13 protein-coding genes are annotated in these 13242 nt (G+C 40.0%); 1 reads left to right on the top strand and 12 read right to left on the bottom strand.

Going from position 1 to position 13242, the window contains the following annotated elements; all coding sequences use genetic code 11:
• Positions 1 to 119: 119 nt before the first annotated feature.
• From AC1DPQ_RS04350 to AC1DPQ_RS04365, 4 genes are all read right to left on the bottom strand, one after another.
• Positions 120 to 722: an RNA polymerase sigma-70 factor gene (locus AC1DPQ_RS04350; protein ID WP_477608106.1), complete on the bottom strand. Its 603-nt coding sequence runs from the start codon at positions 720 to 722 to the stop codon at positions 120 to 122.
• Between the two features lie 436 nt (positions 723 to 1158).
• A complete protein-coding gene (locus AC1DPQ_RS04355) occupies positions 1159 to 2253 on the bottom strand; it encodes a hypothetical protein (RefSeq protein ID WP_477580249.1) in 1095 nt (364 codons plus the stop codon).
• Positions 2254 to 2412: 159 nt separating this feature from the next.
• Entirely contained in the window at positions 2413 to 3207 is a 795-nt protein-coding gene (locus AC1DPQ_RS04360) for an SDR family NAD(P)-dependent oxidoreductase (protein WP_477580251.1), read from the bottom strand.
• Between the two features lie 267 nt (positions 3208 to 3474).
• A complete protein-coding gene (locus AC1DPQ_RS04365) occupies positions 3475 to 4050 on the bottom strand; it encodes a Crp/Fnr family transcriptional regulator (RefSeq protein WP_477580253.1) in 576 nt (191 codons plus the stop codon).
• Positions 4051 to 4171: 121 nt separating this feature from the next.
• Here AC1DPQ_RS04365 and AC1DPQ_RS04370 point away from each other — a divergent pair, with 121 nt between their 5' ends.
• Positions 4172 to 4912, top strand: coding sequence for an SDR family oxidoreductase (locus AC1DPQ_RS04370; RefSeq protein WP_477580255.1), 741 nt, complete (start codon positions 4172 to 4174; stop codon positions 4910 to 4912).
• A 155-nt stretch (positions 4913 to 5067) separates the two neighbouring features.
• On the opposite strand, the gene AC1DPQ_RS04375 is transcribed toward AC1DPQ_RS04370, so the two are convergent.
• From AC1DPQ_RS04375 to AC1DPQ_RS04410, 8 genes are all read right to left on the bottom strand, one after another.
• A complete protein-coding gene (locus AC1DPQ_RS04375; RefSeq protein WP_477580257.1) occupies positions 5068 to 5430 on the bottom strand; it encodes a hypothetical protein in 363 nt (120 codons plus the stop codon).
• An 87-nt stretch (positions 5431 to 5517) separates the two neighbouring features.
• Positions 5518 to 6648, bottom strand: coding sequence for a sensor protein KdpD (locus AC1DPQ_RS04380; protein ID WP_477608108.1), 1131 nt, complete (start codon positions 6646 to 6648; stop codon positions 5518 to 5520).
• A gap of 7 nt (positions 6649 to 6655) precedes the next feature.
• Complete coding sequence (locus tag AC1DPQ_RS04385; RefSeq protein ID WP_477582080.1) at positions 6656 to 6901, bottom strand: hypothetical protein; 246 nt, start codon at positions 6899 to 6901, stop codon at positions 6656 to 6658.
• Between the two features lie 143 nt (positions 6902 to 7044).
• Complete coding sequence (locus tag AC1DPQ_RS04390) at positions 7045 to 8115, bottom strand: porin (RefSeq protein ID WP_477608110.1); 1071 nt, start codon at positions 8113 to 8115, stop codon at positions 7045 to 7047.
• 173 nt (positions 8116 to 8288) lie between these two features.
• The gene (locus tag AC1DPQ_RS04395) at positions 8289 to 8849 is read right to left on the bottom strand and encodes a K(+)-transporting ATPase subunit C (RefSeq protein ID WP_477582076.1); all 561 of its coding nucleotides are present in this window, start codon (positions 8847 to 8849) and stop codon (positions 8289 to 8291) included.
• Between the two features lie 105 nt (positions 8850 to 8954).
• Entirely contained in the window at positions 8955 to 10982 is a 2028-nt protein-coding gene (gene kdpB / locus AC1DPQ_RS04400; protein WP_477582074.1) for a potassium-transporting ATPase subunit KdpB, read from the bottom strand.
• A gap of 8 nt (positions 10983 to 10990) precedes the next feature.
• Positions 10991 to 12709 carry a potassium-transporting ATPase subunit KdpA gene (gene kdpA / locus AC1DPQ_RS04405; protein WP_477582072.1) on the bottom strand — a complete coding sequence of 573 codons (1719 nt, stop codon included), beginning with the start codon at positions 12707 to 12709 and terminating at the stop codon, positions 10991 to 10993.
• 39 nt (positions 12710 to 12748) lie between these two features.
• Positions 12749 to 12826: a potassium-transporting ATPase subunit F gene (locus AC1DPQ_RS04410; protein ID WP_082035969.1), complete on the bottom strand. Its 78-nt coding sequence runs from the start codon at positions 12824 to 12826 to the stop codon at positions 12749 to 12751.
• Positions 12827 to 13242: the final 416 nt, after the last annotated feature.

A 13242-nucleotide genomic window follows, 5' to 3' on the forward strand; every position in this document is an offset into this window, starting at 1 on the left:
TAAAATGTTTTTTATTGGCTTCGGCAGCGTTTAACCACTTTTCTACCTTTTCGTTTTCTTCTATAGTACTTTCTTTTAGAAGAACCTTTATCAATAATTCATCAGTCATGCGCTTTCTTCTAATTAAAAAAATCGTTGTAATACCATAATCCGAGTAAAATAAACACCAGGAAATCGGCAAGTTTTAGTCTTAAAATCCTTAAAGCCTTTCCCATTTGATTTTCTACCGTTTTGATTGACAGACCTAAATGATCGGCAATTTCGCGGTATTTCAATTCTTCGAACCTGCTCATTTGAAAAATGGTGCGGCATTGTTCTGGTAAATGGTTCAGGGCATCTCTTAAATGCTGCTGTAGTTCAGTAAATTCGAATTTTGCAGCAGCAGGTTCATGTTCTGTATTCATGGTGTGTACCGTAAATTCCTGGTATTTGCTTTTGGTTTTCTCCTGTTTAATGTAGTTTAAACTATCGTTGTAAACACATTTGTAGAGGTATGCTTTTATAGATTGTATTTTAAGGTTTTCTCTTTTTTCCCAAAACTTTAAGAACATTCCCTGTACAATTTCTTCAGCAACATCTTCATCTTTTAAAATCACCTGAGCATAAGCGTGCAGTGCATTGTAATGCGTTTTGAACAAATGTTCAAATGCGGTATCATCATGGTATTGATGGCTGATTTTGGAAGCTACTACGGTTAATTCCACGGGTTTAATTGTAATCAAATATATATGTTTATTAATTATTGAATCTTGAATGATTTATTGAGTAAGTGTTGGATGTACGCAAAACTCAATCATTCCCTCACTCAAAACTCACTCATTCATCATATATAGGTTTATTAATTATTGAATTTTGAATGAGAGATTGAGTGTATGTTGGAGGTATGCAAACTCAATCATTCCCTTATTCAAAACTCACTCATTCATCATATATAGGTTTATTAATTATTGAATTTTGAATGAGAGATTGAGTGTATGTTGGAGGTATGCAAACTCAATCATTCCCTCATTCAAAACTCACTCATTCAATCATATATAGGTTTATTAATTATTGAATTTTGAATGAGAGATTGAGTGTATGTTGGACGGTATGCGAAACTCAATCATTCCCTCATTCAAAACTCACTCATTCAATCATTTAATTATTCAATCATTCATTTTAAAAACTAATGGCCAAACCACCTGTATAACCTAAAAACAGGGCATGTAGGGTATTGTCTTTTCTATCCCAGCTTTTTATGTAGTGTTTCTGTAGGGTTTTTCCCTCTTCGGTATTGGTTGATACAAAATTGAACGATGGCCCTGCAAAAATTTCTAAATTCTGACCTATCCTAAGCGAAGGCAGTAACTGAAAGGTAGATTTGAAATAATTGCCACGTTTAAAGTTTTGCAATGAACCCGAGGTAAGTTCTGCATTTAGCCTAAAGTGTTCTGATTGAAAAAAGTGAGCACCTAAACCTGCTTCGAAAGCATAAACTTCATCTTTATTTTTAAAGTTATAACCAGCGCCGATAATACCATATAATACTTTCCCGCCCGATCTGAATGTGGCCATGGTCGTTAAATTCTGGTTGGTAGTTAAAGCAATGCTTTTCTCGCCATTTTTAACAATATTGATAATCCCAATCGGATAATCACTGCTATCGGCCACGTTAATAAAACCAGCAAGCTGAACGCCTTTCACTTTCTTTGCCACATTGATAAAACCTGCAATTTGTGAACCTTTTACATCGGCAGCCTTATTCATAAAACCTGCAACCTGCACGGCGGAAACATTTTTCGAAGTCCAGTTCATAAAACCAGCTACCTGCGCGCCACTGTTTTCTTTTGAGATATTGGCGAAACCTGCAATAGCGGCCCCATTCCCTCCACCATAAGTATTGATAAAACCTGCAAACTGCGCCCCACTTGCTTTGCCACCAATGTGGTTAGAAAAACCTGCGAACTGTGTACCACTAGCATTTTTACGCACGATATTGGAAAGGCCTGCGAATGACAGCCCTTTTTCTGCTGCCGAAACACCAACCAAAGCGTTTAAAGAAAATACATTTGTATCTAACGAGGCATGGGTTCCGTTTGTGCTTACCGGGTATACAAAACCAATATTTACTTTCCCTTTTTTGCCTTCTTGTGCAAAACCATTTAAACCTGTGCTTAATAGTATAGCTAAACCTAATGCTTTAACACCAGATGCTTTTTTGAAGTTAATGCTTGTAGCCAAGCTGTTTTTAATTTTTGTCGAAGTTGTGTCCATTTCTGTCTGATTTTAAAATGAGACAACAAACACGACACTTACCCCTACGTGCAGCAAAAAAAATATTTCAGTGCTCCCCAATATTATTAGAAGTCTTTTTTTAGCAGCTGAAAATGATAAGTTAAAAGTTCACCAGCATAATATAAACGCCTAAATCTGCTACAATATTGATCTCACTAAACCGCCTTCCACCCTAATGGCAGCCCCATTGGTTCCGGAGGCTAACGGACTTACATAAAAAGTAACCGCATTTGCAATTTCACTCACATCAAGAAAGCGTTGCAGTAAGGAAGTGGGCCGCATGTTCTTAAAGAAATCGGCTTCTACCTCAGCAATAGTGATGTTTCCATTTTTAGCTAAATCTTCAATAAAAACACCTACCCCTTTTGATTTGGTAGGGCCTGGCAAAATTGAATTGACGGTTACCCCGGTACCTTGGGTTAATTCTGCCAAACCACGGCTAACCGCCAGCTGTGCAGTTTTAGTCATGCCATAGTGGATCATTTCATCCGGGATAAACACGGCCGATTCGCTGGAGATAAAAATAATCCTGCCCCAATTTTTCTTTAACATCTTGGGGAATAGCTGCCGCGACAACCTGATCCCACTCATTACGTTAACTTCGAAAAACCTAAACCAATCGTCGTCACTGATCTCTTCAAAAGCTTTAGGTTCGAAAATACCTGCGTTGTTGATCAGAATATCTATCTCTGGTAGTTTATCGATCAGGTCATTTACTTCATCGGCTTTCGAAAAATCAGCAGCTATTCCTGAAATAAATTCGCTCCCAGCAATACCTTGCAACGATTTCACTGCATCATCTACACTGCTTTGCGACCGGCCATTGATAATTACTTTTACACCTTCTTTTAATAAACTTTCGGCAATTGCGAATCCGATCCCAGCGGTAGAGCCGCTTATAAAAGCCGTTTTATGCTTTAACTGTAAATCCATTTTTCCTTTTTAAATTAATGTTTATGATAAAATAATTATTGCCCTAGGGTTATACAAACTGAACAATTTTTTGGATAAAAAGTGTCATAAGAATATGCTAAAATGAATGGCAAGACTACAATAATCGGGTATTGCTTTTGAACAGGAACAGCTTAAAGCAAGAAATGCCAAAATAGCCTCCCTTATCATCTCCCAATAAACATATTTTCTTATCCATAAACGTATCCCTGATCTGTTAGTTGATTAACGTTTAAGTGAAGATAACCACTAGCTATTGATCTTCCTTCTGATCCTGGATAAAGATTGTGGTGTGATGCCCAAATAAGAAGCTACGTCTGTTAATGATATACGTAGGGCAATGTCGGCCTGACGGGTAACAAACAACCGGTATCTATTGGCAGAATCCTGCCCTAAATAGGCATTTCGGATATTGATCTTGTCTATTAAAGCTTGTTGTGTAATCTGATCAATAAGTGTTTTAAGATATGGTACCTGTTCGTAAAGTTTCAAAAGCGCTGTTCTACTAATACCTAAAACCTCACAATTGCAGGCTGCTTGTATACACTCTTCTGCTGGTATCTGCTTATGGAAACTATTCAATATCGTACAAAACTGATTTTCCTTTAAAAAGTAATGGGTCACTTCATTCCCCTTTTCATTTCGGATAACGATCCGGAGTACACCATCAACAATAAAAAAAAGTTCTTTACTAATACTGCCTGGCTGGGAGAGCGCTTCTCCTTCTTTAAACATTTTGGGATTAAAGGCTTCCACGATATACTGTTCTTCTGCTGCCGAAATTTGATGGTACAGTTTCAGATAGCTGATAAGTTTGTTCGGCATTGGGATTTATATATGGTATGGAATTGAGTTGGACAAAAAATACAAGCTCAGACCGTTTTTACCAATTGGTAAGTGAATTGGTCGTTGATATCTCAAAATTTGCACTTCAATTTACAACATCATGAAAATAAAAGCAAATGAATTTACACTGAAAGGAAAAACAGTGATCGTATTAGGAGGAAGCTCAGGCCTAGGTTTTGCAACAGCACAGGCCGCAGCGCACGATGGTGCAAAAGTGGTAATTGTTTCCGGTAATGAAAACAGGATTAATGAGGCATTAAAATCCTTACCCGAAAACTGCCAAGGCTTTGCCGTAGATCTGAGTAAAGAAGAAAACATCAAACAGTTTTTTAATTCGGTCGAACCTTTCGATCACCTGGTATATACAGCAGGCGAAAATATGGTATTGAATACGATTAATGAAACTAACCTGGATGATGCCCGTCAGTTTTTTACATTAAGGTATTGGGGGGCTTTTGCTGCAGTTAAATATGCAGCAAAGAAAATTAAGGCAGGCGGTTCTATTAATTTAACAGGAGGTATTGCCAGCCCAAGACCAAGTGCCGGCTGGGGCGTAGCGGCCAGTATTTGTGGCGCCGTGGAAGGTTTTACCCGTGCAATGGCTGTAGAACTAGCACCAGTACGTATAAATTCGGTATCACCAGGTGTGGTTAAAACCAATTTATGGAACAGCATGAGCGATGAGGATAGAAATAACCTCTATGTTGGTGTAGGTGAACGTTTACCTGTAAAGCGCGTTGGAGAAGCCGGCGATATTGCACAGGCATTTTTATACACCATGAAACAACAATACGGCACAGGGCAAGTAATTGTGGTAGATGGTGGTTCGGTATTGGTGTAAACCACAATAAAGAAATCGTCATTTCGATCAGCGTGTAACGCAGTCTGGAAACCAAATAGTGCTTTGCGAAGCTAAATCTATTCAGATCCCCATTTCATTACGTTTCATCCGATAGCTATCGGATCGAGATGACGACTTTCCGCAACTCCAAAATATCACGCAATTTGCCGTTTTAATGTTTTAAGTTGCGTGGCCAATAATACCCCTCCAAGTGCAGCCGTAAGAAAAGCGCCTTCAAAAATCAACAATCGTTTTTTCTTTTTAAAGCCGCGGTAAAAGGTATGTGCTGCAATAATTCCCAGGCCAACAAAGTCTATGTCTCTCTGTACCCTTTTCGACGAATCTTTACTTTTAATCAGCGCGATGCGTAATAATTTATCAATTAAACTGATGTTTTGAGAAACACCTTTTCTAATCTGTGCTTTACTTGCCGAAGCGCCCAATTTCTTAGCCGCAGTTTGTAATCCTGTAGTGGTGATCTCGTTAATCAAATGTGTTTTGGTATCTTTTTTTTCCATATTGCTTCTATAGGTCCTATTATTTTAACCCGATATAAAGGGATATGGTTTTGATTATTTGAGAATGATGTGGCCAGCCATTGTTATTTACGATAGGATAACCAAATCAATATCCTTCATCGCCAGATTCTTCAACAAACCATTAAAAACCGCCGTACGCAGAATGACCTGAAAAATATTTAGATGGGGTTTTCCGATGCAAATGGTGGTAATTTCTTTCTCGTTTGCAATATCGATGATGGTTTTGGTTATCGCATTACTCTTTACTTTGATCACTTCGGCCCCAAGCTCGGTAGCCAGTTTAAAATGGTTAATCAGATGGCGCTGCTTATCGAGTTTAATACGTTCCATGCTTTCACTATCGCTCTGCACATACAACACAATCCATGGCGATCGGTAATAGGAAGCTAATCTTGCTGTTTTCCGGATCACTACCCCTGCGGTTTCGGCATTAGAAGAAATACAGGCTAAAAAACGTTCAGGCCGAAGTTTAATTGATTTTGGGATTTCGGTCTGGATTTTCCGTTCTACCTGGTGCACCACCTCTTTTAAGGCCAGTTCGCGCAGCTGAAGAATTTTATCGGACTGAAAAAAATTGCCAAGTGCTCTTTCAATTTTTGATTGATCGTAAATTTTGCCTTCTTTAAGGCGGGTAACCAATTCGTCAGCGGTAAGGTCGATGTTCACGATTTCATCGGCTATCTCCAATATCTTATCCGGGATACGTTCGGTAACAGCGATGCCTGTAATCTGCTCAATTTCCTCATTAATGCTTTCCAGGTGCTGAATATTTACGGCCGAGATCACACTGATCCCTGCTTCGAGCAGGTCGAAAACATCTTGCCAGCGTTTGGTATTCTTACTGCCCTCGGCATTGGTATGTGCAAGTTCATCTACAATAACAATCTCAGGATGGCGATTCATAATTCCTTTCAGGTCCATCTCTTCGATTTCTTTGCCACGATAGAAAATTTTCCTTCGCGGAATAATGGGAAGGCCCGCAACAAGGGCTTCTGTTTCTGCTCTTTTGTGGGTTTCAACATAGCCGATACAAATGTCTACCCCATTCCGCAGCAAGGCATGCGATTCCTGGAGCATACGGTATGTTTTACCCACACCGGCACTCATGCCGATGTAAATTTTGAGCTTTCCGCGCCTGGATTTTTTAACCAGATCCAAAAAATGCCTGACCGATTCTTCTTTTTGTTCTTCTTCCATGATCTTTTTACCAGGTAACAACCATTATTCCTTTTTCTATTAATATGGTGATGGCAACAATCATAAGGGTAAATAATACCATCATAAATTTAAGTGAAATCTTCCTGGAAATCAGTTTAAAGTATTTTTCAGTAGCATAACTTTTTTTGATAGCAGATGTTCTTTTCCTTTTTAATGAGCTTAATTTTCTCATCATTAACATTCCAAGGAATGCTAAAAACAGGCTGAACAATATTTCTATGTATGGATGCATTGTTTTTGTTAAAGAGTTATCCTAAAAGTTAATTTCATTTTTAAAATGGTCGTCATCTCGACTGAAGCGCAGCGCAATGGAGAGATCTGCATTAGATTTCTCGACTACGCGGCGCTCCGCTCGAAATGACGAACTGACTCTTATTAAAACGAAACCGCTATACTCGCTGTAAGGGCTGTATTGGCATTTACTGCTGCTGCATCCCTCACAAAGATTTTATCCTTGCTATCGTAGGCCTTTCCTTCCAGACGGATAATTGCATTGGAGATTGGCGAATAATCAAGGTTTAACGAGTAGCCTTTTGTCTTGAAACCTTCTGGTGTTCCGGTGGCGATAAAGATCCCGTTTTTATCTTCGTAATATTCGAACCTTCCGGCAACAGCCCATTTTGGTGCAAATTTATATTGAAGTATTGCCACAGGTGAAATCACCTCGTTTTTATCATCACTACCTTTTGCTTTCTGCTGTGTTCCATAGTCAAATCCAACGGTTACACCAAATTTGTCGGTAACCTGAAAGATGCCATAAACGTTGTGGTAAAACCTGTTTACCCTAACCGAATCAGCACCTTCAGTTCCAAGATAATTGCTGTAGTTTACCATGATCTTGTCTGTTGGTTTCCAGGTTAGCTGAAGTCCGCCCGCAGGTTTGTTATTTCCATTCTGGCGGGTAATACGCTGCCATCCGTTAAGGTAAAGTGCTGTTGCTGTAAATTTGCCATCTTTGGTACCATAAGTAATTTTTGCACCCGACTCATAATAAGGGGTGTTCTCAGAAGAAATATTTCTGGTTAACACCCAACAGTCTTTTGAAACCGCACCTTCAAAACCGATGTGCGAAGAAAAGATTCCGGCATCAACCCAAAGGTTTTCCGATTTGGATAATTTCACGCCAGCATTGGCCTCAAAGATATTTTTTAATACGCCAGGCTCAGCAGCAAGATTTGCATTGGCATAAGTTCCTGCCATTACTGCTAAATTAGCCCTGATCATTCCGCTATCATAAGCTGCCTTGATAAAACCAAGGTTCAGGTTTACCTCGTTTGCACGGTTATGTGAATAAATAAACCCCGGACGGTTATGATCGGCTGGTTTGTTAAAATCGTATCCATAATAGGCTTCAAGATAGCCGCTCACTTTAATTTTCGGTTCTTCCTGTGCTTTTGCGAAGAATCCGGCTGTAACTGCAGCGGCTAGTAATACTAATTTTTTCATAAAATTGGAATTGTTTTGTGTAAGGCAAAGCCAATGAGGCCCATGCTCGTTTTTACGGGCCTCATCTGCTTGGTTATTGTTAATTCTTGGGTATTGTCAGATTGACCGGTGATGCTGCCTGCCGGACTGTTTTGGCAAACGCTTTACAGGCAGGCAGCAGGATGGTCAGTTTTTTAAAGTTCGTCCAGGGCAAGGTTTAATTTCAACACATTTACCGATGAGGGGCCAAAAAGCCCCATAAAAGGCTTAAGAGTATTCATGGCAATTAGCTCTTTCACTTTCTTCTCATCTATTTTTCTGGCCTTTGCCACTCTTGCAACCTGGATCGCGGCACCCTGTTCAGAAATATTCGGATCAAGCCCGCTTCCTGATGCGGTAACCATATCGGCAGGAATATCTGATTTTTTGATACCTGGGTTGTATTTCAATAAGGTATCGATACGCGACTGCACCTCTTTTAAATAATCAGGGTTTGATGGCCCTTTGTTAGAACCTGCAGAACCCGCTGCATTGTAAGCAACCGCTGATGGTCTTCCCCAGAGATATTGCGGTTTGGTAAAAGATTGACCCAGCAACGCATAACCAACTGTTTTACCATTTTTGGTGATTTTTTCTCCGCCACCGTTGCCTTTAGACATTTTTCCAATAAAGGCCACAGTGATTGGATATACTACGCATAACAGTACCAATAGGACTAGGGTTAAGCGGATAGATTGAATGATATACTTTTTCATTTTTATATTCTTTTAATTTTTTATTCGATTCGTCATTCCCAACTTGATTGGGAATCTTAATGCAATAGATTTAAGATTCCCGCCTACGCGGGAATGAAGAATACTTTACACAAATAGACCGACCAATAAATCGATTATTTTAATCCCTATAAATGGGGCTACTACACCACCAATACCATATATAAACAGGTTTCTGCGTAATAAAGCAGTTGCGCCGATAGGTTTGTAAGCCACACCTTTTAATGCCAGTGGAATCAGGATCGGGATAATGATGGCGTTAAAAATTACTGCCGACATGATGGCTGATTCTGGTGAGTGCAGCCCCATAATGTTCAGGCTTTGCAAGGCAGGAATTGAAGCAATAAACAATGCCGGAACGATGGCGAAATACTTGGCCACATCATTCGCGATGGAAAAAGTAGTTAGTGTACCACGTGTAATTAGTAACTGTTTACCGATCTCTACGATTTCGATCAGTTTAGTAGGGTCGTTATCCAAATCGACCATATTACCTGCCTCTTTTGCAGCCTGTGTCCCACTGTTCATGGCTACACCGACATCTGCCTGTGCTAAGGCAGGCGCATCATTGGTACCGTCTCCCATCATTGCTACCAGTTTGCCTAAGTTCTGTTCGTCTTTGATGTAGTTCATTTTATCCTCGGGTTTGGCCTCAGCTATAAAATCGTCAACACCAGCTTTCTCTGCAATATATTTAGCTGTTAATGGATTATCACCTGTAACCATCACGGTTTTCACACCCATTTTCCTTAAACGTTCGAAACGTTCGCTGATCCCTGGTTTAATAATATCCTGAAGCTCGATTACGCCAAGGGCCTTTTCATTTTCAGACACCACAAGTGGCGTTCCTCCATTGGTAGCAATGGCCTTTACATGATTTTCGATATCGGAAGGAAAAATATTTCCAGCTTTTTCTACAATATTCCTGATTGAATCGAAAGCCCCTTTTCTAATTCTTCTTCCATCAAGGGTATCTAATCCACTTGAGCGGGTTTCGGCAGTAAATTTGATAAAAGTAGATCCCTGAGGTGTTCCGGCAGATTTAACACCCTGCTCAGCAGCCAGTTCGATGATTGATTTTCCCTCTGGGGTTTCATCGGCCAAAGAGCTCAGCAAACAGGCATCAGTAAAAGCTTTAATGTTTACTCCTGCTGTTGGATAAAAGTTGGTTGCTTTACGGTTACCAATGGTGATGGTTCCGGTCTTGTCTAAAAGCAATACGTCAATATCACCTGCAGTTTCTACCGCTTTACCCGATTTGGTAATTACGTTGGCTCTTAATGCCCTGTCCATTCCGGCAATACCAATGGCAGATAAAAGTCCGCCTATGGTGGTTGGGATCAGACATACAAACAGCGAGATCAGTGCAGCAATGGTAATCGGCGTATTGGCGTAATCGGCAAAAGGTTTCAACGTTATGCATACGATGATAAACACCAGGGTAAAACTGGCCAGTAAAATGGTTAAAGCAATTTCGTTTGGTGTTTTCTGGCGCGATGCACCTTCAACCAAGGCAATCATCTTATCCAAAAAGCTTTCGCCTGGAGCAGTGCTTACCTGAACTTTAATCTCATCAGACAATACTTTTGTACCTCCGGTTACTGAAGATTTATCTCCCCCCGATTCGCGAATTACAGGAGCAGACTCGCCGGTAATGGCCGATTCGTCAATAGTGGCAATACCTTCAATAATCTCTCCATCAGTTGGGATGGTATCGCCTGTTTCGCAAATAAACACATCGCCTTTCTTTAACTGGTTGGACGAACGGATTTCGATGATTCCGTTGGCCAAAAGTACCTTTGCAGGTGTTTCTTCTCTTGTTTTACGGAGGCTGTCTGCCTGTGCTTTCCCTCTTGCCTCTGCAATGGCTTCAGCGAAGTTTGCAAACAGCACGGTAAGCAATAAGACTAAAAAGATGAAGAAATTGTATAACGGTGATCCCTGTCCGCTATGGCTAAAAGAGTACACAGTAACATAAGCCATTACCAGTGTTCCTATTTCCACAGTAAACATGACCGGATTACGCACCATTGCCCTTGGATCGAGTTTGATGAAAGATTGTTTTAGCGCGGTCTGCACCAAGGCAGGTTCGAACAATTTATTATTGGGTTTCATTTGTATGTTTATTTAAGCATGGTAAAATATTCTGCTAATGGACCTAAAGCCAGAGCAGGGAAATAAGAAAGTGCATTTAACACGATGATTACCGCGAAAGTCATTAGGGCAAAGGTCTTGGTATCTGTTTTAAGTGTACCTGCAGATTCAGGGATGAATTTTTTAGCGCCTAATAATCCAGCGATGGCAACAGGTCCGATAATCGGTAAAAAACGACCAAGGAAAATCACAATACCGGTAGATAGATTCCAGAAGATATTGTTATCGCCAAGTCCTTCAAACCCTGAGCCATTGTTAGCGTTGGATGAAGTCATTTCATATAACATTTCTGAGAATCCATGGAAACCAGGATTATTGAGCCAGTTTTTAGGCTGAACAGCCCATGCAGCATCGCCATGACTGGTAAAAACATAACTTGCAATGGCTGTTCCAGCAAGGATCAAAAACGGACTTAACAAAGTGATAATCGCTGCAATCTTAATCTCTCTTGCCTCTACTTTATGCCCAAGAAACTCTGGTGTTCTTCCCACCATCAAGCCTGAAATAAATACAGCAACAATTAAATAAATGAAGTAATTCAATAAACCTACGCCGCAGCCTCCGTAGAATGAATTGATCATCATGGCCAGTAATTGCCATAATCCGGTTAAAGGCATGGTACTATCGTGCATCCCGTTTACCGATCCTGTAGAAATTACAGTGGTAAGTGTACTCCAATAAGCAGTAGCTGCCGGACCGAAGCGCACTTCTTTACCTTCCATTGCACCGGTAGTTTGCGAGATACCCATTTTAGCCAAGGCCGGGTTACCGCCCAACTCTGAACTTAAGGTTGGTAAAAGCAACATAAACAAACCAATGGTCATTACACCAAAAATGGTCCAGGCTAGTTTTTTTCTACGGATAAAATAACCAAATGCAATGATCATCGCTAAAGGGATAATTGTTTGCGCAATCATTTCTACCATATTGGTAAAGTAGCTTGGATTTTCAAAAGGATGTGCCGAATTGGCCCCAAAATAACCTCCACCATTTGTACCTAAATGTTTAATGGCAATCATTTGAGCAGCTGGTCCTCTCGAAACATGTACGGTATCACCTTGAAGGGAAATAAATTGATCTTTACCCTCATAGCTTGCTGGGGTACCATTAAAAGTTAAGATTAAAGCAACCACAAGTGATAAAGGCAACAATAAACGGGTAATCGATTTTACAAAAAACTCCCAGAAGTTACCAAGCTCGGTTGTTGTTTTATCTCTAAAGGCTTTAAAAAGGACTACCGCAGCCGCAATACCAGTTGCCGCACTTACAAACTGAAGAAACATGAGCACATATTGCTGGGTAAGGTAACTTACGCCACTTTCGCCCGAATAATGCTGCAGATTACAGTTGGCAACAAAGCTGATAATGGTATTAAAAGCCAAATCTGGCGTCATCGCAGAGTTGCCATCCGGATTGAATGGAAGTTTATCCTGAAAGATGAGGACAAAAAAGCCGTAAAACAACCATAGTATATTAATGGTAAGCAGTGCTTTTAACTGCTGTTTCCAGTTCATCTGTTCTTTAATATTGATTCCGGAAAGCTTGTAAATACCAGTTTCCAATGGTTTTAAAAAATCTGTCCAGACTTTTTCTCCTGCAAAAACCTTAGCCAGGTATTTACCCAATGGTATTGCGATGACCAGGGTGAGCAGGAAGGTGGCGATAATGCCTGTTAATTCGGTGTTCATTTTTTGATTTGTTAATTGCGCTCCTTAAAGGAGAAAAGATTAAAATTTTTCGGGTTTGATCAGCACGTAGATCATATAGATAAATACGGCGATGGCGATAATGAATAATGCGATCATAATGTTAGATTTTTTCGAACCAGTCGATTGATTTGTAAGTAGCCCAGCAGAGCAGGATTAGGATTAAAAAAATGAGTATTGTCATGATTGTATTGATTTTACATGCCATTAGCCAACTCTTATACCATAAAAGAAAAACAAATCACAAACAATTGATTTACAGATATTTACAATAATAAAGAGTTATTAAAGTTAAATTAGGCATAAAAAAACCCTTCCATTTTGGAAAGGTTTTTTTCATTTGGGAAAAATTAGTTCGTCATTGCTGAAAAGAAACGACAGCCTAAACTCTGGTCTTAGCGTCTCGCCAAGATATGCTCTGGTCTTAGCATCCGCTAAGACCTCATCATGTAATTCCGTGTTCTCCGAGTCTCCATGGCAAAAACTAAGACTAGGAAAGACGCTAAGACTAAGAG

It is taken from the genome of Pedobacter sp. 01T416_2 (genome assembly GCF_056398925.1).